Source organism: Williamsia sp. R60 (genome assembly GCF_054063855.1).
In genome coordinates, this window is the sequence record NZ_JBSSGR010000003.1 from 747,866 (window position 1) to 766,667 (window position 18,802).

Consider the following 18,802-nt stretch of genomic DNA (forward strand, 5'->3'; position numbering starts at 1 on the left):
TTTCCGCAGCTGGTCCGCAGTAACGTTATCTCTCAGATGGGAGGATTGAACGGTGAGCCGAGAAACAGTTCCGATCCGAGACAATTCCATCCGACTGGGCCAATTCCTGAAGCTGGCAAATCTCATCGAATCCGGGGCCGAGGCAAAAGAAGTCATCGCGGACGGATTGGTCAGCGTGAACGGTGAGACCGAGACGCGGCGCGGCCGACAACTGGTCACCGGCGACGTCGTGGAGATCGGCGGCACCGAGGCCGTGGTCGGCGGACCAGACGATGGTGCGCTCCCGGACTGATGTCCACGGCCGCGTTCAGCTGACTCGGATGCGGGCCGGTCAGCGGTGGTTACCGGTCGGTAAGTAAGAGTCGTTAGGCTGAGGTGCATGAGTGAGATCACCTTCGTCGCCACCGCCGACCTCGTGGACGAGATCGGCGAGGAGGTACGCAGCTGCGACCTCCAGTTCACGCAATTCGGAAAGCGCAGGGAGTTCGTCGGCCGGGTCACCACGGTTCGGTGCCTCCAGGACAACGCCCTGCTCAAGCAGGTGCTCGGCGAACCCGGCAAGGGCGGGGTCCTCGTCGTCGACGGCGCCGGATCAGTGCACACCGCCCTTGTCGGCGACGTGATCGCCGAACTCGGCCGGTCCAATGGCTGGAGCGGGATCATCGTGAACGGTGCGGTCCGTGACTCGAAGCTGCTCGCCGGCATCGACATCGGTATCAAGGCTCTCGGCACCAACCCGCGCAAGTCCACCAAGACCGGAGCCGGAGAGCGTGACGTCCCTGTTGAACTGGGCGGTCTGACCTTCAATCCCGGCGACCTTGCATACAGCGACGACGACGGCATCGTGCTCGTCGCGGCCGAATAGGAGACATTGATCATGGGCAAGCCAGACACAGCCACGTTCGACCGTTTGCGAGGGCTCATCGCCATCGACGATCCGGACGCCCGCTCCACACGCTCGGTTCTCGAGGCGTTCACGGGCGAGGAGATGACCACAATCCCGGTCGGCACCGCCGACGACGTGCGGGCCGCATTCGAGCGGGCGCGCGCCGCACAGGTCGAGTGGGCGAAACTCTGGCCGCGTGACCGTGCCAAGATCCTGATCGACTTCGCGGCCCTGGTGCTCAAGAACAGGGATGCGCTGGCCGACATGGCGCAGGCCGAGACCGGCAAAGCGCGCGCCTACGCCCAGGAGGAAGTGCTGGACGTGGCGATGACCGCCCGGCACTACGCCAAGACCGGCCCGCGGCTCCTGGCGGCGAGCAAGGTCAAGGGAATGCTGCCCCTGGCCACCGACGCCCGCGTTCGGTATCAGCCCAAGGGTGTTGTCGGCGTGATCTCGCCGTGGAACTACCCGATGACCCTGGCTGCCTCGGACGGGGTCGCCGCCCTGATGGCCGGTAATGCGGTGGTGCTCAAGCCCGACAGCCAGACGCCGTACTGCGCCCTCGCCGTGGTCGAGCTGCTCTACCAGGCCGGCCTGCCGAAGGATCTGTTCGCCGTGGTGCCCGGACCGGGCTCTGTTGTGGGACAAGAGATCTTGGCTCAGGCCGACTACCTCATGTTCACTGGATCTTCGGAAACCGGCGCGCAGCTCGCCGAGCAGGCCGGCCGTCGCCTGATCGGGTTCTCCGCCGAACTCGGTGGCAAGAACCCGATGATCATCACCAAGTCCGCCGACATCGACAACGCTGTCGAAGGTGCAGTGCGCGCCTGCTTCTCGAACTCGGGGCAGCTCTGCATCTCGATCGAGCGCATCTACGTCGAGAAGCCGATCGCCGATGAGTTCTCCGCCAAGTTCGCGCAGCGGGTGTCGGCGATGAAGGTGGGCAAGTCCTACGACTTCTCCACGGAGATGGGGTCGTTGGCCTCGGCGGACCAGGTCGACACCGCCGAACGGCACGTCGAGGACGCCAAGTCCAAGGGCGCCGTGGTTCTCGCCGGCGGGAACCGCCGTCCTGAACTCGGTCCTTTCTTCTTCGAGCCGACCGTTCTGTCCGGGGTTGCCGACGGGATGGAATCGTTTGCCGGAGAGACCTTCGGACCGGTTGTCGCCATCTATCCGGTCGATTCCGTGGACGAGGCCATCAAGGAGGCCAACAACACCGAATATGGCCTCAACGCAAGCGTTTTCGCCGGGTCATCGGACGAAGGCCGCAAGATTGCCGCAGAACTGCGCGCCGGCACGGTCAATCTGAACGAGGGCTACGCGGCGGCATGGGGTTCCACTGCGGCTCCGATGGGCGGTATGGGCAAGTCGGGCGTAGGCCGCCGTCACGGCGCCGAAGGGCTTCTCAAATACACCGAGCCCCAGACGATTGCCGAGCAACGGGTGATCGGTCTTGGTGGCATCAAGGGCGTGCCGCAGGGGCTCTTCCTGCGGACCGTTCCGGCGTTCGTGAAGTCGCTGAAGTTCCTGCCCGGTCGGTGACCGACGATGCCGGCCGTGCGTTTCGCGCGGTCGGCATCACTCAGCGTGTGTTCTGGACCTGTTGTTCCGCACACGCGATGACGGCGTCCAGATCGAGTCCGTACGGCGTCGCATCGACCAGGCTGTAACGCAGGAGCCGACCCGCCCCGCGTTCGACGAGACGCACTGCGCCCCTTGGGTTTCCGCGCAGATGATGCGTCAGGCCGACGCAGATCTGGGCCAGTCCCTGCCACAGCTCCCGTTCGTCGGCCGGGCATGTCTTCCAGCGGACCTCGAAGACCTCGTGGGCTGCGAACGGACGTCCGGCGTCAATGAGTTGACGTGCCAGCGCGATGGTTTCGGCGGGTGGTAACGGTTCTTCGGAGACCGGTTCGACACCCTCGGCGCCGTACGGCAGCGGCCTGCCCAGCTCGTCGCGCGGCCGGGCCTGCCGAGCGCGGCCGTCGGGGTCGCGGTCGCGACGTTCAGGCATCGTCCACCTCGTTGCCCGTCCTGTCGCCCAGCCAGGCGAGGACCGCGGGATCAGCCGATTGCAGGCGCTGTACTTCTTCGCCACCGTCGCAGGTGCACATCGAGATGGTCACGGCAGAGGCGGTCCGGGACGTCACGCGCCATACCGCACCTGAATCCGTCCACCGGATCAGCGATTCGATCACGTTCTCGTCCACGATTCCTCCCTTCCGGCGGTCGGTGTCAAAACTATCCCGTCACATACCAACTCTGGGACAGCAGCAGGATCCCGGCAGTGACGAGCGCGGCCACTTTGAGCACTTCGGCGCCGATGTACACGTGATGTGCGTGCGACCTCGGCGCTTGCTCGCCGGCGATCACCCGATCCGACCGACGGGTGAGTGGCGGCCTGACCACGATGACCTGAAACGCGAGGATCGCGATCGCACACAGGCTTGGGATCAGCACCCGGTACGGGACGTCGCCGACCACCATCGCGATCGCCAATACAACCGCAAGGATCGCCTCGACTGTGTTCAGCGCCCGGAACACAAGCCGCCCGATGCCCAGTCCCGTCTTCAGGTCCACCCCGGGAGCGCGGAACTTCAGTGGAGCTTCCAGGAAGGAGATGGCCAGTACCATCCCCAGCCAGATGAAGACGCCGGCTGTTGCGATGGCTTGTGCTGTGGTCATGCTGCGGGGGTCCCATCGTTCGGAGTCGTTCGCAGTGCCATCATCGAGGACAAGGTGCCTCAGCAACAGCACGTGCTCGACCAGCGAGTCCACGACGACGGGAGAATCCGGTGACCCAACATCCATCCATCGCGGTCACGGGGGCTACCGGCAATGTCGGGGGATCGGTCGCGCGTGCCCTGTCGGAGGCCGGGACAGCTCTCCGGTTGGTGGTGCGTTCACGCGGGCGCGCGCCGGTGTTGCCCGGGGCAGCGGTCGCGGAGACGAGCTACGGCGACCACGACGCCGCGGTCGCCGCGCTCGCGGACGTCGACACCTTGTTCATGGTGTCGGCCTCGGAGAGCGCAGACCGGCTGGACCAACACCGCACCTTCGTCGATGCGGCTGTTCGGGCCGGTGTGCAACACATCATCTACACGTCATTCCTGAATGCGGCACCCGACGCGACTTTCACTCTCGCGCGCGATCATTGGGCGACGGAAGAGCACATCCGTGCGTCGGGTGTGCAGTTCACGTTCTTGCGCGACAGCTTCTACATCGATTTCCTGCCGAGCCTCGCCGGCACCGACGGCGTGATCCGTGGCCCGGCCGGCGACGGCGCGGTGGGTGCGGTGGCGCGTGCCGACGTCGCGCGAGTGGCGACCGCGGTTCTCTCCGATCCGGCATCACACCGGGGTGAGACGTACGATCTCACCGGCCGCGAATCACTCACCTTCGACGAGGTGGCGCGGATTCTCGCCGAAACCAGCGATCGCACAGTCACATTCCACAACGAGACGATCGACGAAGCCTACGAGTCGCGGAAGTCCTATGGGGCGCCGGACTGGCAAGTGGACGCCTGGGTGTCCACCTACACCGCGATTGCTGCGGGTGAACTGGCAGCGGTGACCGACAATGTGGAGACCATCACGGGCCGGCCGCCGATGACATTGCGCGACTTCATCGTCGGCTCGGCGTGACCGTGCACGAACGCTGACGATCCTGGCGGGAGCGCTCGTCAGCAACCCTGTGATTCGCCGAAGGTTTTCGATCGTCGCTCGCAGGCTATGCCTACCTGGAACAAACGTTGTAGAAACAGCCGGCCCTCGGGCGACGTCGGTCGGCTAATTCTCGGTTGCACCAGGAGATGCGAATGACGGCTGATGCCGAAACGGGAACACAGGCACCAGGCGATGAGCCCGCATCCAAACTGAAGCGGAAGATAACCGGCCCGCTGCTGTTCTTGTTCATCTTGGGTGACGTGCTCGGAGCCGGTATCTACGCCCTGATGGGAGTGCTGTCCGAAGAGGTGGGTGGCGCGCTCTGGGCCCCGCTGATCGTCGCCCTTCTGCTGGCCCTGCTCACCGCCGGCTCCTATGCCGAGTTGGTCACCAAATATCCGCAGGCCGGCGGCGCGGCGATCTTCGCCGAGCGGGCCTTCCAGCAACCGATCGTCTCGTTCCTCGTAGGTTTCTGCATGCTGGCCGCAGGCGTCACGAGCGCAGCCGGACTGGCGCTGGCCTTCTCCGGCGAATACCTCAAGACCTTCATCGATGTGCCGACCGTCCCGGCCGCGCTGGTGTTCTTGGCACTGGTGGCCTGCTTGAACGCACGCGGCATCAGTGAGTCGGTGAAGAGCAACGTGGTCATGACGATCATCGAGGTCAGTGGACTGGTCATCGTCATCGCAGTGGTCGGGGTGATGCTCGGCGAAGGTAGAGGTGACGTGTCCCGGGTGACCGAGTTCCCGGACGGCTCAACCCCCGCGATGGCCATCCTCAGCGGTGCAATCATCGCGTACTACTCGTTTGTCGGATTCGAGACCTCGGCCAACGTCGCCGAAGAGATCCGCAATCCCAGTCGCGTGTATCCGTTGGCCCTCTTCGGATCGTTGGCAACGGCCGGACTCGTCTACGTGCTCGTGGGGCTCGCGAGCTCGATTGCCCTGCCCGCGAGCACATTGTCCGAGTCGTCGGGACCGCTGCTGGCCGTTGTCGGGGAGTCCGGTGTCGGAATCCCTGACTGGGTCTTCAGTCTGATCGCGCTGGTGGCTGTGGCCAATGGCGCTCTGCTCACGATGATCATGGCCAGCCGCCTCACCTTCGGTATGGCCGAGCACAGGCTGCTGCCGAGCGCACTGGGGAAGGTGCTGCCCAAGCGGCGTACCCCGTGGGCGGCGATTGTGGCGACGACGTTGGTGGCCATGCTGCTCACACTCAACGGCGACCTGTCGACATTGGCCGAGACGGTGGTGCTGTTGCTGCTGTTCGTCTTCATCTCGACGAATATCGCTGTGCTGGTGCTGCGGCGGGATCCTGCGAAGCACAAGCACTTTCGGGTACCGACAGTCATTCCGATCCTGGGAGTCGCGTCGTGCGTGCTGCTGTTGACCCAGCAGAGCGGTGAGGTCTGGATGTATGGCGGGCTCCTTCTTGCGGTGGGTATCGCACTTCATTTCGCGGCGGTCTGGGTTCGTCGACGTGCCGCGTGACGCTCGCGTCTCGCGGTGCGGATGGCGCCGACGAGGTCGCGAAGCAGCCCGCGGTCAAATCCGGGTGGGTAGTCTCCAGAGATGAGCAAACCATCTGTCCGACCAATGGATTCGGACACCGCAGGTCGTTTGCGGGCGGCGGAGTTCACCTATCCGGAGGTCGGTGCGACCGCGACCGGTATGCCGTCCGGTTACCACCACCTGCGACGAGAAAGAGTCGTGGGATCGGGCGCTGCGGTGTTTCGTGAACTCGGCGACGCTGTTCTGAGATGGCAGGTGCAGCTCGGCGCCGGCCTGACGGTGAGCAGTCCCGACGCGAGAGTCAGCGAAGGAAGTGTCGGGCTGGTCGGGCTCGGCGTGGGTGCGGCCCGGCTGAAAGCGCCGGTGCGAGTTGTGTACGTGCTCGCCGAGCCCGATCGCTGTGGTTTCGCCTACGGCACCTTGCCCGGCCACCCAGAAGCAGGTGAGGAGCTGTTCTGCGTCGAGCACCGAGCCGACGACAGTGTGGTGCTGGTGGTCGCAGCCTTCTCACGCCCACACTCGGTTCTCGCCCGGGCGGGCGGACCTGTCGGGAGGCTCGGTCAACGCCTGGTGACGAAGCGCTATCTTCGTGCGCTGGACAATCCGGAGAGCTGATCCGGCGACGTCGAAGCCTTCATGGCATCGCGCACATGCGTTCGCAGCTCGGAGATCCCGGCTCTCTGTGCCCGAAGACGACGCATCGCGTCGGCCAGCTGATTTTCGCGCTCGTCGAGTTGCCGTAGGGCTTCACGGCGTTCCTCGTCGGTCGCCTCGTCGGGGTCGGCGCACGCAACGCGAAGGATGAAAGCGGACTCCGACAGCGACAGTCCTGACGCCAAGAGGCATCGGATGTCTTCGACGGTCTGTACGTCTTCTTTTCGGTACCGCCGATAGCCGTTCGGATCACGCGTCGGCGTCAGCAAGCCGGCCTTTTCGTAATGCCTGAGCATGCGGGAACTGGCGCCGGTGATGTCACTCAAGTCGCTGATGTACATCGATGCCTCTTCTCGAGATGGACCTTGACATTGACACTGATGTCATAGTTTACCGTCGCCGGTATGAGCAACGCAGATCAGCAGTCCGATGTCATCCTGGTGGTTGTCCACCCCGATACCGAATCGGTCACCTGGAATGTGGCCCGAGCGATGAAAGAGAGCATCGCCGCCGAAAACCTCACTGCCACAACGTATGACCTGGCGGCGTCGGGATTCGACCCCGCCTTCAACAGCGACGATCTCGCACATTTCCGAGGGCTCGCCGGGGTCCCCGTGGACGTCGCGGAGCAACAGCAGATGTTGCGATCTGCCGCAGCGGTGGTGTTGGTTTTTCCGGTCTATTGGTGGTCGCTGCCTGCACTCGCCAAGGGCTGGATCGACCGCGTCTTCACACGCGGCTTCGCCTATGACGATCGAGTTGCCGACGCCCCGAGCGCCATCAAAGGCCTGCATCTGGTGGCGATCGGCGGAATAGATGAAGGGACTCATCAGCGCCACGGATACAAGGAGGCGATGACGCTGCAGATGATCCATGGGATCGCGGACTACTCGCGCATCGAGGCGTCGTCGCTCGACTTCCTCTACGACGCGGACTCCGACGACCCGGCCGTTCGGCGTGAACTGATCGGTCAGGCCGAGGTCATCGGCGCCAAGATCGCGGCGAGTGTGGTCGGGCAACGCGAATCGGCATCACCACAACAGCTTTCGTCCCCCGGGCTATCGACGTAACCGCCGGATGGTCAGGAAGATGAGCGCCAAGAGAACCACGGCGCCGCCGACTTTGACCACCGGGCCTGTTGTCGACGGCTCAGGCAGAGGCAGAGGTTCCGTGCGCTTGAGAGCTGTGAACCGGGCCTGCTGATCCTCGTCCGGAGTGGACGCCGCGGGTTCCGGGTGTGTGGGTTCCGGTGTCGCGGCCGGGGCGGGAGCTGTCTTGGGAGACGGGGGAGCCGCCGACTGTGCCGGGGTCGATTTCGGTGGAGCCGTGTTGCCCGGCTTGCCAGGACTCTTGCGTACCGGGGGCTTTTTGGCGGGCGCCTTCTTCGATACGACGTGTTCGGCGTTGGCGTGATCGGATGTGCCGGCGTCAGAGCTACTCTGCGCAGACGCCTTTGTGGGTGGAGTGTTGCCGGGCCCAGCCTTCTTCGCCGGTGCCTTCTTGGCAGCGGTCTTCTTCGCAACCTCCTTCTTGGGGGCTGCTTTCTTTGCCGCCTTCTTGGCAGCGGTCTTCTTCGCCGCGGTCTTCTTCTCAGGAGCCTTCTTCGCCGCCGACTTCTTGGCCGGCGGGGCGGGGCGCTCGCCCGAGTGATCGGAGTCGGGCTGGGAGTCCGGGTCGGCCATACGGCTCAGCTCCTTCGAAGACGGGCGGACTGATCACCGCGTCTCGATTGGGCCCGGAGGTAGTGATCCGGGCCTGCATAGAGACGGGGGCGACGCCACGTGTACGTGGCTGCGCCGTCGTCAATCATGCCCGGTTCCGGCTGGTTCGGCTCAGCTGGGTGCGGTGGTCCCGAGCCCGGCGGCCAGTCCGATGACAACCGCCATCAACAGCACCTCGACGATCGCGCGTCGCAGCGACGCCTGTTCGGAAATGCGATGGGTGTGGGCCGAAGGCAGCCACCGCCGCCGTTGATCGGCAGCCACCGCAAGCAACGCCACCATGCCCACCGACTTCGCGAGCAGGATCCGGCCGTAACCCGTGGACCAGACCTCGCTGATCGAATCCAACTCCAGCAGGGCAGCGACCACACCGCTGACGATCAACGCCAGGACCAGCCATTGCGCGTACCGCGAGAACACGGGCAGCACGGTTGCCCAGCCTTTTCGGCCGCGGACGGTGAGGGCGAGAGCGGCGAGAGAACCGCACCACCAGCTCGCCGCGAGTACATGGACGGCGATGAGCAATGCTCCACCGGTCAGCTGTCCCAGATGCCCGGTGACGGGTCCGATCAACAGACCCAACGCGGCGAGGGCGCCGACGGCTTCGGGCGCGATCAGACTCGGATACCGGATCCAGACCGCGCAGAACAAGGTGACCGCCAGCGCGCACATCGCCGCGATCAGACCCGCGGTGGTGCCGTTGACCCGGAAGAAGTCGTTGACCCCCACCTCGTGCGGTGCGAGCCCCGTCCGCTGGGCGGCACCCAGCCATGCACCCACCAGCAGCGATACAGCCCACACCGCAGCGAGCACCGATGCCAGACGCAGCACCGGCGGGGTGAGCTCTTCGCCGCCGAGAAGTTTGACGGTGGACAGCCCGAGCACGGTCATCCCGGCGAGCAGGGCGACGGCCCCCGCGATCGATTCGGCTTCGGGGCCGGCGGGACGGGCGAGCGCCCAGGCCAGCAACAAGCCCAGCCAGACCGCGGGCACGGCGACGAGCAACCACTCGCGCCGCGCCGCGCCCGCGGTCGTCACTGTGCGCTACTTCTTTCGCTGGGGACGCAGTGCAAAGGCAAGCCCGGCACCGAACACCACGACGCCGCCCACGATGAACGGCCACACCGGGATTCCTGATGACGAGGAATCGTCGGCGTCCACCGCAGGTCCCGGAGTTCCCGAGCCCGCGACGGTGAGCTCGAAGTCGAGCTGGCCTTCCACCGGATGGCCGTCGGCCGACGTGATCCGGTAGTTGATCAGGTACGTGCCGGTCGGCCCCAACTCGCGCACCGGGACGGTGACCGTACGGCCGGTGACCGTCGGTTCACCGTCCTGCCAGTAATGCTCGTCCGGCCCGACCACCTTCAGCACGGCGTAGTTCTTCTGCACCGGCTCGTTGAAGGTGAGTGTGACCGCAGCCGGGCCGGCCGCCAGCGGCGCGCCGTCGGCCGGATCAGATCCGATCAGCGCCGAATGGGCCGACGCGGTCGGTGCCCAGGCCACCGTCGCGAGAACGGTCATCATCAGCGCGACGATAGAGAAGGTCAGACGCCTCATTGAATCTCGCCTCACTGGCGTTTACGCGCGAGGGCGCCGATCGCGACGCCGATTCCCAACGCGCCCAGCAAGATTCCGGCACCGGCCAGCCAGCGGGCGGTGTCGTCGGTGCTGTCGGTGTCTGAGGACGCGGAGTTCTCCGAGGCGGTCTGGGTGTCTTCCTCGTGAGTCGCCGAATCGCCGTGACCGTCGGCGGTCGGTGCGCCGAGCGTCACCGTGGGCGCGGGCTTGTCGGGCTCGGGCTGACCCTCGACGGTCGGCTGGTCCCAGCGGACCACCTCGCCGTCGGAGTACGTCTGCGTTGCGGCCATGGTGACCGTCTCCTGCTCCGGCAGGGGCCCACCGGACACCCGGAACTGGAGGAACTCGCCGGGACGGATGCCGGGGTTGCCGTCGGCGACCTTCCAGGTCACCTCCGTGGCCGCTTCGGTGGCCGGGTCCTTCTTCACCTCGGCGGTCCAACCGGGCAACGGCTCGGTACGGGCGGAGGTCAGGTTGGGCAGGGCGACGGTCAGCGCGACCGTGCTGGCGGTGTCCGACTCGTTGGGGACCCGGAACGTGATGACGCCGTAGCCACCCTGGGTGAGACCGTCACCGGCCGCGGTGACGTGAGCCGAGGCCGAACCGGCGCCCAGCAAACTCAGGCCACCGACCATCGTGACGGCGGCGAGTGACGCACCGAGAAGACGGAAGCGTCGCTTGAACAAAGACATGGATGTTTCCTAACGGAGATGGGAGAAACCCACCCGGGTGACCGTGTCGATCTACGGGCTCGGGCGGATGAAGGGTGTGGGCGAAGATCAATTCGCCGGTGGACCCCGAACCCCTGTCCCGCCAGGAGCGAACACCCCGACCAGAGGTCGTAGATGGGGTGAGGGAGGAAGATTCGAGCTCGCGAGTTCGGCAACCGGGCCGCCCAGGAGGCGGCGCACGACGGCCAGGACCGACGTGATCACCTCGTACAGCGAGGTGCCGCCGGCGATGAGCAGCGCGCACACCGGGATCGCGATCAGGTGGGTCACCAACATCAGCGTCTGCGACCCGTGCGCATGGGCCATCGGGTCTGCGGTGGCCGAGAGGAGCATGTGTCCGGCGATCTGGGCGCCAGTCAGCACCGCGAGCAGAGCGAGCGGGGAGTTGAGCCGACGACACAGGGTGGCCGCGACGACTCCGACCAGCAGGAGCAGCAGCATTCCCGCGGAGTCAGGAAAAACGCCTGAAGCCGCCCCGTGGGCAGCAATTGCCAGCGCCGGGGCGGTCAGGAGGATGGACAGAGCGGTCAGGGACGCACTCCGAGGCGTGCGAGCAGATCGGCGTCGATGGCGGCCAGCTCACGACTGATGGCGGCGTGCGCACTGCGGCGCCGTGCGGCGGGCATGTGTTCGGCTGCCGCAACAGCGGTGGACAGGTCCGACAGCCGCTGGTTCATCGTCGACGCGAAGGTCTTGGTCTCGGCGTCCGACGGATGCTTGGCGGTGAGGGTCTGCAACGAGGAGTTCGCACCGGCGATGCGTGCCGACAGAGCGGCGCCATGGCCGCTGTACTTGTTCAGCTCGGCAACGGGGACACCTGCGCGATCGGCCTGGATCCGGCTGATCTGCTCGCGGGCGGCAGTGCTGGCGCGGTAGGCGATCGGCACCAGGATCGGCGAGAGCACCTTGGCGACCTGCAGATAGCGCTTGACCCGAGCGGGCGAGAGCACCTTGCCATCGGCGACCGCCTTGGCGTTGGCCTGCGCGATCTTGACGCTCGCCGAGTTCGTCTTGTCGGCGATCTTCAGTGCACTCTTGTCCGACTTGGCCTGCGCCTTGCGCGCTTTCTTGGCGAGCTTGCGCTGCTGCTTGAGCTCTTCCTTGGCGAACTTGCGCCCGGACTTGTCTTCGAGGCGGGCTTCGAGCTTGGCCTTCGCCTTGAGGGCCTTGGCCTCAGCTTTGCGCTGTGCCCGGCTCTTGCGTCCGGAACTGAACAAACCCATGCGTTGGGGACCTCTCGTTAGCTTGGTCGAGCATCGCCGTCGGCGGTTGACGAAATTGTCCTGCAGTTGCGGTACAAGCATTACATAGCGGGGGTACGGCAGGTGCCCCAGATCGGTGAGGAGAGGATGGTGTGGATGGCAACTCGTTCATCGGTGCCATCCGGCCCGACAAGACCGCCGCTGCTCAGTCCCAGGGATCTGAGCGGCTGCGAACATCGGCTTGCCCTCGATTCCCGATTCCCCGGCTCAGAGAAGGTCGCCGAAGACCCCGCGGTGACGCTGCGCAAAGAAGCGGCGGCCGAGCACCGTGAGCGTGTGCGCGACATGCTCCATGCGGTCCACTCGATCGAACTCAGCGGCTGGGCCGACGTGGGCAGCGGCGGCGGCAGCCGGCAGCGGGCCGAGCGAACCATGGCGGCCATCGCCTCCGGGGCCAGATGGATCTGGGGCGCGTCCCTGCCCGACGACGAGGCCGGTGGCCGCCGAGGGTGGGCGGAGCTGCTGATCCGCATGGACGATCCGCAACGGACGTCGGGTTACGTGCCCGTCATCGTGGTGAATCACAAGGCTTCCGACCCCGGATCGGGCGCGGTGACCAGCCCGGTGTGGAGTTGGCAGCCGATGCTCGACGAGACGCGGAAGGTTCGCGGCAATTCGCGGGACACCGTTCGGCTGGCGCAGCTGTACCGGATGCTCGAGGCGCTTGGCGTCGCAGGGGTCGACCCGGGAACCGGCAAACCGGTCGGCGCGGTGATCGGCCTCGACACCGACTGCATGGTGGTCCTCGACCTCACCGACACGCTTGTCCGATACGACGCGCTGCTGGAGCGCCGGGCCGGGATCGCCGCGGGCCGGATATCGACGGCACCGTCACGGATCGGGGAGTGCCGCAACTGCGCGTGGTGGTCCAAGTGCGGTCCGGAACTGCACGAGGCGCGCGACGTGAGCTTGGTGGTCAACGGCAATCTGACACAGCTGCTCGCGACGGTGGGCGTTCGCACGGTGGACGAACTGGCCGCCTACGACGGCCCCGTGCCCGACGGCTGGCCGGGCAACAGCCTCGCTGACTCGATCCTGTTGGCGCGTGCCTGGCTGGCTCAGGTGACGCTGATCCGGCGAATGCCCGAGGTGCAGGTGGCGCGGGCCGACGTGGAGGTCGACGTCGACATGGAGAGCTACCAGGACGACGGCGCCTACCTGTGGGGCACGTTGCTCACCGACAACACCGATCCCGCCCGAGACGTCAGATACCGCCCGTTCGTCACCTGGCAACCGCTGCCCACCCAGGACGAGGCCCGCTCGTTCGCCGAGTTCTGGCAGTGGCTGATCGACGAACGCGACGAGGCCCTGAGTGAGGGCAAAACCTTTGCGGCCTACTGTTATTCGCAGCAAGCCGAGAATCGTTGGCTCCTCGGGTCGGCTGACAGGTTCGCGGGATCGCCCGGTGTGCCGAGCCGTGAAACCGTGCAGGAGTTCATCAACTCATCGCACTGGGTCGACATCTATGAGGCCGTCAGCGTGAACTTCCTCAGTCCCGAGGGCAAAGGCCTCAAGAAGGTGGCGCCCCACGCGGGCTTCCACTGGCGCGACGACGAAGCCGGCGGCGAGGCGTCGATGCAGTGGTATCGGCGGGCAGTGGGCCGCGACGGCGAAGAGGTGGATCAGACCCAGCGGGTGAGGTTGCTCGAATACAACGAGGACGATGTGCGCGCCACGAAGGCGTTGCGCGAATGGATGACAACCACCGCAGCTCAACAGGTGCCGTTGGGTTCGGATTTACCCGTGCCTGCTGTCGCGCCAGGGCACGATGGGGTGCCTACGCCCCGGATTGATCCCGCCGCCAGCTGATGAGGTGAGAAGTCAGCCGCGGCCGTTGCGCAGCGACTCGAGGAATGCGCCGCTACCGAACAAGGCGACCGAACCCAAGACGAGTAGCCCGGCAGGCGACAGATCGCGAGCCACCTCGGCGCCCGCGCAGCCGCCAGCGGTCCCGGCGCCCATCAGGCAGGACGACGCGGTTGGTGTGGCAGCGGGCGGGGTGTTCGGGTCGGACAGCGGATCGCCCTGTGGGACAGCCGGTTCGGAGTCACCTGGGGTCAGTTCGGGCGTCCCGGGACTCGGTGCCGGGGAGCCAGGTGTCGGGGAGCCCGGCGCCGGGGGAGTTGATGCGTCCGGTGCCGGCATACCGGGGATCGGCAGGCCCGGGATCGGAAGACTCGGAATCGTGATGGCCGGCGATTCGATTCCGGGTAGGTCGGCGGTCGGGGCCGTGGGGAGACCGTCGTCGTCGCTATCGGTATTGCCGTTGTTGCCATTGTTCCCGGGGATGCCGGTGTTGCCGCTCCCGTTCCCGTTGTTGCCGTTTCCACTGTTGCCGTTGCCCTGGCCACCGTCTGGTGTCGGGCCCGTCATCAAACGGGAATTCTCCGCGTGGTCGGCGGCGGGAGAGTCGTCGTCCTCGTCCGCCGCAGATGTCTCCGTCGTGGTGGGCGTGGACGTCACCGTGACGTCCGTCGAAGGTCCGGGATCGGCGAACGCAGCGGGTGAGGTCAGAGCCAGGAGAATGCCAGAAACCACCAACCCCAGCGACGCGACGAGCACCGAGAACCACACCGTGGTGGGGCGCATCACGCGATGCTTCGGCATCGAGTCCTCCAGTCCGGAAATCACCAGGGGCGGGCTATTGAATTTTCGGCATCTTCACGGTTTATTCAGGTGGGCTCGATCAGCGTTGAACGAGTCCGAAAGTGAAGTACCGAAGACCGACTCCGCGCAGCGCGAAGCTGTTTGGCTGCCTCAGGGCTGTAAGCTACCATATGGCAAACACGGCGTGCGGAGTAGTGAATTTCATACTTCTGGCTGGTCTCCGTTCGGTGATCGGCCCTCATTGGGAGGCACACGGAGAATGCGCGTGGAGCGTGGCATGACCGACGACATGGACCAAGCAGACACCGAGAACGTATTTGATCCCGGTCTGTTCGCGCGACGTCTGGAAGAGCTGTTCCGAACGGTCCCTGGCCCCAACGGTCGTGCCTACAGCGCCAAAGCCATCGCCAATCGCTCCACTGAACTGGGCTTTCGTCTCGGTGAGTCCTACTTGAGCCAGCTCCGGTCGGGGAAGGCCAAGTCGCCGTCGTTCCGTACGGTAGAGGGCATCTCAGCGGCATTCGGAGTCGACGTCCATTACTTCCTGGAAGATCGGGCCGCCCAGCGCACCCGCGACCAGATCGACCTGATGCGGCTACAGGCCGACAGCAATGTCCAGCTCGCCGCGTTCCGGCTGGCCGGTCTGTCGAGTGACTCGGTCACCGTGGTCAACGAACTCATCAAGGTCCTCCGGGTTCAACAAGGTCTGCCCGCCGACCCCCCCGACCTGCTCAAGTCGGCCGAACCCGAATTGGGGCATGGTCACTCGGGACTTCGAGTGGTCGAAAGGCACGAAGCCGCAGACTGATCGCGGGGGCACCGTCTTAAGATGGAGCATGCGATCCGAGCGCGAACTACGGGCATTGTGCCGAAGCGAACTCGGCGGTCTCGACCTGGATCTGCCTCTCGACGCTGAACAACTCTGTGACCTGTACGGCGCGCGGCGTGGTCGGCCGATCAAGATCGTTGCGCACCCGATGCCGGCCGGTATGCCGAACGGTGTCTGGTTGGTGGCGGCCGACGCGGACTATTTCTTCTGCCAGGCTGCCACGACCAAGCTCCATCGCGATCAGATCATCATCCACGAGTTCGGCCACCTCATCGCAGGTCACCAGTTGATCGACCAGGTCGAGGACCGGCTCATCGGGAGTCCGGCAGGTGGCGAAAACACCGACGACGCACTGAGTCGGACGTGCTATTCGGATGAACGTGAATGGGAAGCAGAGTTTTTGGCAACCCTGATAGGAGAATGGGCGGCAAAAGCCACCCAGGGCGTCGGAAAGACGGCCGGCCATGATGGATTACGGGGAATCCAAAGCATCCTCGGGGGGCACAACGGATGGTTGTAGGGGTAGTCAACGCCATCGCGTTGGCGTTGTTCGCCCTGGCACTGTGCTGGCGCATCGACCGCCTTCGCAGGGAAGCCGCCGGTCTGCAGCCGGTCGCAATGACCGTCGCCATCTCGGCGACAACTCTCGCCTTTGTGGTCGGTAACCCCCGCGTACGGCAGTGGCTCAACGACGAAGTCTTCCCGGGCGCGGACCGGTTGTCGATCTATTGCCTGCTCGCGATCGGTGTCGCCGCCCTGGTGGTCGTCTTTTTGTACGGGACAACCGAGGAGCAGCGGCAGCGGCGCGCAGGCGTGGAAGCAATCCCGCTGGTGGTCACCCTCATCGGCCTCAACGTGGCGATGCTGGCCACGCCCGTGCCGGTCCGTACCGAGCACATGTCCGACTGGACCGTGCACCATGTCGGATACGCGCTGTTCTTCGTGATCGCCGATTGCTACGTGGCGTATGGGATGGCGGCTTGCGTGGTGTCGATCGGGCGATACGTGCGTCACGCTGAGGGATATCTTCGCCATTCCCTGATCATCCTGTCGACCGGGTTGGGGTTGCTGGGGGTCGCGGCCCTGATACAGACGCTGTACGTCGTCACCGCCGGACTGCATGTGGCGCACCTACATGTGTTGCTGAACGTCGCGGCCGTCCTGGCCGTCTTGGGGGCGGTCCTGTTCCTCGCCGGCATCTGCTACCCGCTGGTGCGAGCGCGAGTGATGTCGTTCCTCCACGACCGCCGTCACCGCAGTCAATACCGGGAACTCGAGCCTTTGTGGGCTTTGACCACGTCGGCACTGCCGGGGGTGGTGTTGCCGTCGCCGCCGCAGGGTGCATTCGACGGTTCGATCATCTGGCTCTTCCAGCGGCGGGTGGTCGAGATCCGCGACGCATTGCTGCAGCTGAGCCCTTATCTGCCCGACGACTTCGACGAACTCGAATCGGCGGCCCAGGCCACCGCGCTCCGCGACGCGGTGAATACCTACGTCGACCTCGGCGGATCAGCCGGGGCGGTCCGGCAGGTCCTCGCCGGCGCCGGCGACGACCTCGACAGCGACGCCGCACCGCTGCTCCGGATATCTCGTGAACTAGCGCGCAGTTCCGGTCCGTCGCGGCAGAACTCGGTGACGTCGAGGCAAAAACAGAACCGGACCGGCTGAAGGCCGGTCCGGTCTGAGTGTTCAGTTGCTGGTGACGTCAGTGGTCAGCGCGGAGCCATCCGCAGCGCGCCGTCCATGCGGATCGTCTCGCCGTTGAGGTAGTCGTGGTCGACGATGAACGCGGCCAGCTTGGCGTAGTCGCTCGGATCGCCAAGGCGCTTGGGGAACGGGATACCGGCTTCGAGCGTCTTCTTGAACTCCGGGGTGATCCCGTCGAGCATCGGGGTGTTGATGGTGCCCGGGGCGATCGTGTTGACCCGCACGCCCACCTGCGCGAGGTCGCGGGCAGCCGTGATGGTCATGGCGTGCACGCCGCCCTTGGATGCGGTGTAGGCGATCTGACCGATCTGGCCTTCGAATGCCGCGACCGACGCGGTGTTGATGATGACGCCGCGCTGGTCGTTCTCGTCCACCGCTTTCTGGCTCTGCATCCGATTCGCGGCCAAACGCATCACGTTGAAGGTGCCGACCAGGTTGATCTCGATGATCTTCCTGAACAGGTCGAGCTCGTGGGGGCCCTTCTTCGTCAGGATCCGGCTGGCCCAGCCGACACCGGCGCAGTTCACGGCGACGCGGAGCGGGGCGCCGGATTCGGCGATGGTGTCCAGCGCTGCCTCGACATCGGCTTCGCTGGTCACGTCAGCCGCCAGGAGCGTGACGCCGTCCACCGCGGTTGCCTTGTCGATCGAAGGCTGCAGGTCGAGCCCGAACACAACCGCCCCGGCATCGGCGAAGCGCTTTGCTGTTGCTGCGCCCAATCCCGATGCTCCGCCGGTGACCAATACCGCTGATCCTGAGATCTCCACTGATGCCGTCCCTTCTACAAAGTGTCCGCGGGGGTTGTTCAGCCCGCTGGGATCACCCTAGTCAGTGGCTGTGGCGACAGGTCGCTCGGCTACGAGGCCGGCGGGGTGCTCACCGGGCAGGTCGGCTTCCGATTCCGGCTCGGCGAGGAGCCGTTCGCGTTCGGCGGCGCGGATCTGCTCGCGGTGGCTGTGGACGTACCAGGTGCCGGCGCTGACGATCATGGCGACGGCGGTGATGGTGGCCATCGTGACGATGAAGTTGTTGGCGGTCACCAGGCCGTCGGTGGTGAGCCACGCGGCGAAGACGAAGAAGAGTGCAGCCGCGCCGTATGCGATCGCCTTCTCGGGGAGCTTGCGGCCTAGGACTGCGCCGACGGCGATGGCCAATGCGTCGGCGGCGACCATGCCAATGGTCGATCCGATCCAGACACCGACCCAGTTGTGGTCGGTGGCCAGGGTGATGGTGGCGAGCATCGTCTTGTCGCCGAGTTCGGCGAGGAAAAACGATCCGATGACCGCGAACAGCACCGACTTCTTCACCCGATCGGCCTTGTCGGATTCGTCGGTGTCGAGGCTGTCGCCGCGAAGGGTCCAGAAGCCGAACAGCAACATCGCCAGTCCACCGACGATTGTCATCAGGTCGGTCGGGATCGAGAGACCGAGTACGTGTCCGAAGAGAACAGAGACCGCGTGCACGGCGGTGGTGGCCACCGTGATGCCGAGCAGGACAACCCACCAGCGGTAGCGGATGGCGTACGTCATTGCCATCAGCTGGGACTTGTCGCCGAGTTCGGCCACGAAGATCACGCCGAAGCTGACCAGGAGTGCGGATATCACCAGACCAACGTAAGCGCCGCTCACGACTGTTTGCAACTGATCGA

General features: G+C 65.5%; 24 protein-coding genes. 11 read left to right on the top strand and 13 right to left on the bottom strand.

Annotated elements, in window-relative coordinates; all coding sequences use genetic code 11:
• Nucleotides 1–52 precede the first annotated feature (52 nt).
• From ACVWY6_RS16920 to ACVWY6_RS16930, 3 genes are all read left to right on the top strand, one after another.
• Nucleotides 53–292 (top strand): RNA-binding S4 domain-containing protein, encoded by a 240-nt coding sequence (locus ACVWY6_RS16920; RefSeq protein WP_062794640.1) that lies wholly within the window; start codon nt 53–55, stop codon nt 290–292.
• An 87-nt stretch (nt 293–379) separates the two neighbouring features.
• Nucleotides 380–865, top strand: a complete 486-nt coding sequence (rraA, locus tag ACVWY6_RS16925) for a ribonuclease E activity regulator RraA (RefSeq protein WP_457539578.1) — start codon at nt 380–382, stop codon at nt 863–865.
• Nucleotides 866–877: 12 nt separating this feature from the next.
• Nucleotides 878–2,431, top strand: coding sequence for a succinic semialdehyde dehydrogenase (locus tag ACVWY6_RS16930; protein ID WP_457539579.1), 1,554 nt, complete (start codon nt 878–880; stop codon nt 2,429–2,431).
• Between the two features lie 40 nt (nt 2,432–2,471).
• Here the strand turns inward: ACVWY6_RS16930 and ACVWY6_RS16935 are convergent, their stop codons facing one another.
• The 3 genes from ACVWY6_RS16935 to ACVWY6_RS16945 are packed head-to-tail and all read right to left on the bottom strand — an operon-like array spanning nt 2,472 to nt 3,574.
• On the bottom strand, nt 2,472–2,903 hold the full coding sequence (locus ACVWY6_RS16935; RefSeq protein WP_457539581.1) for a DUF309 domain-containing protein: 432 nt from the start codon (nt 2,901–2,903) through the stop codon (nt 2,472–2,474).
• Entirely contained in the window at nt 2,896–3,099 is a 204-nt protein-coding gene (locus ACVWY6_RS16940) for a hypothetical protein (protein ID WP_197037766.1), read from the bottom strand. The genes ACVWY6_RS16935 and ACVWY6_RS16940 overlap by 8 nt, the downstream gene beginning before the upstream one ends.
• A gap of 31 nt (nt 3,100–3,130) precedes the next feature.
• On the bottom strand, nt 3,131–3,574 hold the full coding sequence (locus ACVWY6_RS16945) for a hypothetical protein (protein WP_457539582.1): 444 nt from the start codon (nt 3,572–3,574) through the stop codon (nt 3,131–3,133).
• Nucleotides 3,575–3,684: 110 nt separating this feature from the next.
• Between ACVWY6_RS16945 and ACVWY6_RS16950 the strand changes: the two genes are divergently transcribed.
• From ACVWY6_RS16950 to ACVWY6_RS16960, 3 genes are all read left to right on the top strand, one after another.
• A complete protein-coding gene (locus ACVWY6_RS16950) occupies nt 3,685–4,533 on the top strand; it encodes an SDR family oxidoreductase (protein WP_457539584.1) in 849 nt (282 codons plus the stop codon).
• A 173-nt stretch (nt 4,534–4,706) separates the two neighbouring features.
• Nucleotides 4,707–6,044 (top strand): APC family permease, encoded by a 1,338-nt coding sequence (locus tag ACVWY6_RS16955; protein WP_457539585.1) that lies wholly within the window; start codon nt 4,707–4,709, stop codon nt 6,042–6,044.
• Between the two features lie 81 nt (nt 6,045–6,125).
• A complete protein-coding gene (locus ACVWY6_RS16960) occupies nt 6,126–6,680 on the top strand; it encodes a DUF1990 family protein (protein ID WP_457539587.1) in 555 nt (184 codons plus the stop codon).
• Here the strand turns inward: ACVWY6_RS16960 and ACVWY6_RS16965 are convergent.
• The gene (locus tag ACVWY6_RS16965) at nt 6,647–7,060 is read right to left on the bottom strand and encodes a MerR family transcriptional regulator (protein WP_023955114.1); all 414 of its coding nucleotides are present in this window, start codon (nt 7,058–7,060) and stop codon (nt 6,647–6,649) included. The two genes, ACVWY6_RS16960 and ACVWY6_RS16965, sit on opposite strands and share 34 nt — an antisense overlap.
• 63 nt (nt 7,061–7,123) lie before the next feature.
• Here ACVWY6_RS16965 and ACVWY6_RS16970 point away from each other — a divergent pair, with 63 nt between their 5' ends.
• A complete protein-coding gene (locus ACVWY6_RS16970) occupies nt 7,124–7,789 on the top strand; it encodes an NAD(P)H-dependent oxidoreductase (RefSeq protein WP_457539590.1) in 666 nt (221 codons plus the stop codon).
• Here the strand turns inward: ACVWY6_RS16970 and ACVWY6_RS16975 are convergent.
• The 6 genes from ACVWY6_RS16975 to ACVWY6_RS17000 all read right to left on the bottom strand — a co-directional run bounded on the left by ACVWY6_RS16975 (nt 7,778) and on the right by ACVWY6_RS17000 (nt 11,972).
• The gene (locus ACVWY6_RS16975) at nt 7,778–8,401 is read right to left on the bottom strand and encodes a hypothetical protein (RefSeq protein ID WP_457539592.1); all 624 of its coding nucleotides are present in this window, start codon (nt 8,399–8,401) and stop codon (nt 7,778–7,780) included. The genes ACVWY6_RS16970 and ACVWY6_RS16975 overlap by 12 nt on opposite strands.
• A gap of 150 nt (nt 8,402–8,551) precedes the next feature.
• Complete coding sequence (locus ACVWY6_RS16980) at nt 8,552–9,478, bottom strand: copper resistance D family protein (RefSeq protein ID WP_457539594.1); 927 nt, start codon at nt 9,476–9,478, stop codon at nt 8,552–8,554.
• A 6-nt stretch (nt 9,479–9,484) separates the two neighbouring features.
• Entirely contained in the window at nt 9,485–9,964 is a 480-nt protein-coding gene (locus tag ACVWY6_RS16985) for a copper resistance CopC family protein (protein ID WP_457539596.1), read from the bottom strand.
• 44 nt (nt 9,965–10,008) lie between these two features.
• Nucleotides 10,009–10,710, bottom strand: coding sequence for a YcnI family copper-binding membrane protein (locus ACVWY6_RS16990; RefSeq protein WP_023955104.1), 702 nt, complete (start codon nt 10,708–10,710; stop codon nt 10,009–10,011).
• 87 nt (nt 10,711–10,797) lie between these two features.
• The gene (locus ACVWY6_RS16995; RefSeq protein WP_317712659.1) at nt 10,798–11,190 is read right to left on the bottom strand and encodes a YtxH domain-containing protein; all 393 of its coding nucleotides are present in this window, start codon (nt 11,188–11,190) and stop codon (nt 10,798–10,800) included.
• Nucleotides 11,191–11,276: 86 nt separating this feature from the next.
• Nucleotides 11,277–11,972 carry a DUF6474 family protein gene (locus ACVWY6_RS17000; protein WP_023955102.1) on the bottom strand — a complete coding sequence of 232 codons (696 nt, stop codon included), beginning with the start codon at nt 11,970–11,972 and terminating at the stop codon, nt 11,277–11,279.
• A 135-nt stretch (nt 11,973–12,107) separates the two neighbouring features.
• Between ACVWY6_RS17000 and ACVWY6_RS17005 the strand changes: the two genes are divergently transcribed.
• Nucleotides 12,108–13,820: a TM0106 family RecB-like putative nuclease gene (locus ACVWY6_RS17005; protein ID WP_457539599.1), complete on the top strand. Its 1,713-nt coding sequence runs from the start codon at nt 12,108–12,110 to the stop codon at nt 13,818–13,820.
• 12 nt (nt 13,821–13,832) lie between these two features.
• On the opposite strand, the gene ACVWY6_RS17010 is transcribed toward ACVWY6_RS17005, so the two are convergent.
• The gene (locus ACVWY6_RS17010; RefSeq protein ID WP_457539601.1) at nt 13,833–14,618 is read right to left on the bottom strand and encodes a hypothetical protein; all 786 of its coding nucleotides are present in this window, start codon (nt 14,616–14,618) and stop codon (nt 13,833–13,835) included.
• A 277-nt stretch (nt 14,619–14,895) separates the two neighbouring features.
• Here ACVWY6_RS17010 and ACVWY6_RS17015 point away from each other — a divergent pair, with 277 nt between their 5' ends.
• The 3 genes from ACVWY6_RS17015 to ACVWY6_RS17025 are packed head-to-tail and all read left to right on the top strand — an operon-like array spanning nt 14,896 to nt 17,115.
• Nucleotides 14,896–15,426: a helix-turn-helix domain-containing protein gene (locus ACVWY6_RS17015; protein WP_031331386.1), complete on the top strand. Its 531-nt coding sequence runs from the start codon at nt 14,896–14,898 to the stop codon at nt 15,424–15,426.
• A gap of 28 nt (nt 15,427–15,454) precedes the next feature.
• On the top strand, nt 15,455–15,967 hold the full coding sequence (locus ACVWY6_RS17020) for a hypothetical protein (protein ID WP_457539603.1): 513 nt from the start codon (nt 15,455–15,457) through the stop codon (nt 15,965–15,967).
• Complete coding sequence (locus ACVWY6_RS17025) at nt 15,958–17,115, top strand: MAB_1171c family putative transporter (RefSeq protein WP_457539605.1); 1,158 nt, start codon at nt 15,958–15,960, stop codon at nt 17,113–17,115. Before ACVWY6_RS17020 ends, ACVWY6_RS17025 begins: the two co-directional genes overlap by 10 nt.
• A gap of 44 nt (nt 17,116–17,159) precedes the next feature.
• Here the strand turns inward: ACVWY6_RS17025 and ACVWY6_RS17030 are convergent, their stop codons facing one another.
• Together ACVWY6_RS17030 and ACVWY6_RS17035 are read right to left on the bottom strand one after the other, a co-directional pair.
• Nucleotides 17,160–17,921 (bottom strand): SDR family oxidoreductase, encoded by a 762-nt coding sequence (locus tag ACVWY6_RS17030; protein WP_400722711.1) that lies wholly within the window; start codon nt 17,919–17,921, stop codon nt 17,160–17,162.
• 57 nt (nt 17,922–17,978) lie between these two features.
• The gene (locus tag ACVWY6_RS17035) at nt 17,979–18,758 is read right to left on the bottom strand and encodes a TMEM165/GDT1 family protein (RefSeq protein WP_457539607.1); all 780 of its coding nucleotides are present in this window, start codon (nt 18,756–18,758) and stop codon (nt 17,979–17,981) included.
• Nucleotides 18,759–18,802: the final 44 nt, after the last annotated feature.

Coding starts and splice junctions, on each gene's coding strand:
- ACVWY6_RS16970 (WP_457539590.1), top strand. CDS start 7,124: ATGAGCAACGCAGATCAGCAGTCCGATGTCATCCTGGTGGTTGTCCAC.
- ACVWY6_RS16975 (WP_457539592.1), bottom strand. CDS start 8,401: ATGGCCGACCCGGACTCCCAGCCCGACTCCGATCACTCGGGCGAGCGC.
- ACVWY6_RS16955 (WP_457539585.1), top strand. CDS start 4,707: ATGACGGCTGATGCCGAAACGGGAACACAGGCACCAGGCGATGAGCCC.
- ACVWY6_RS16985 (WP_457539596.1), bottom strand. CDS start 9,964: ATGATGACCGTTCTCGCGACGGTGGCCTGGGCACCGACCGCGTCGGCC.
- ACVWY6_RS17000 (WP_023955102.1), bottom strand. CDS start 11,972: ATGGGTTTGTTCAGTTCCGGACGCAAGAGCCGGGCACAGCGCAAAGCT.
- rraA (WP_457539578.1), top strand. CDS start 380: ATGAGTGAGATCACCTTCGTCGCCACCGCCGACCTCGTGGACGAGATC.
- ACVWY6_RS16990 (WP_023955104.1), bottom strand. CDS start 10,710: ATGTCTTTGTTCAAGCGACGCTTCCGTCTTCTCGGTGCGTCACTCGCC.
- ACVWY6_RS16935 (WP_457539581.1), bottom strand. CDS start 2,903: ATGCCTGAACGTCGCGACCGCGACCCCGACGGCCGCGCTCGGCAGGCC.
- ACVWY6_RS17025 (WP_457539605.1), top strand. CDS start 15,958: ATGGTTGTAGGGGTAGTCAACGCCATCGCGTTGGCGTTGTTCGCCCTG.
- ACVWY6_RS17010 (WP_457539601.1), bottom strand. CDS start 14,618: ATGCCGAAGCATCGCGTGATGCGCCCCACCACGGTGTGGTTCTCGGTG.
- ACVWY6_RS16995 (WP_317712659.1), bottom strand. CDS start 11,190: ATGCTGCTGCTCCTGCTGGTCGGAGTCGTCGCGGCCACCCTGTGTCGT.
- ACVWY6_RS17020 (WP_457539603.1), top strand. CDS start 15,455: ATGCGATCCGAGCGCGAACTACGGGCATTGTGCCGAAGCGAACTCGGC.
- ACVWY6_RS16930 (WP_457539579.1), top strand. CDS start 878: ATGGGCAAGCCAGACACAGCCACGTTCGACCGTTTGCGAGGGCTCATC.
- ACVWY6_RS17005 (WP_457539599.1), top strand. CDS start 12,108: ATGGCAACTCGTTCATCGGTGCCATCCGGCCCGACAAGACCGCCGCTG.
- ACVWY6_RS16945 (WP_457539582.1), bottom strand. CDS start 3,574: ATGACCACAGCACAAGCCATCGCAACAGCCGGCGTCTTCATCTGGCTG.
- ACVWY6_RS16960 (WP_457539587.1), top strand. CDS start 6,126: ATGAGCAAACCATCTGTCCGACCAATGGATTCGGACACCGCAGGTCGT.
- ACVWY6_RS16965 (WP_023955114.1), bottom strand. CDS start 7,060: ATGTACATCAGCGACTTGAGTGACATCACCGGCGCCAGTTCCCGCATG.
- ACVWY6_RS17015 (WP_031331386.1), top strand. CDS start 14,896: ATGACCGACGACATGGACCAAGCAGACACCGAGAACGTATTTGATCCC.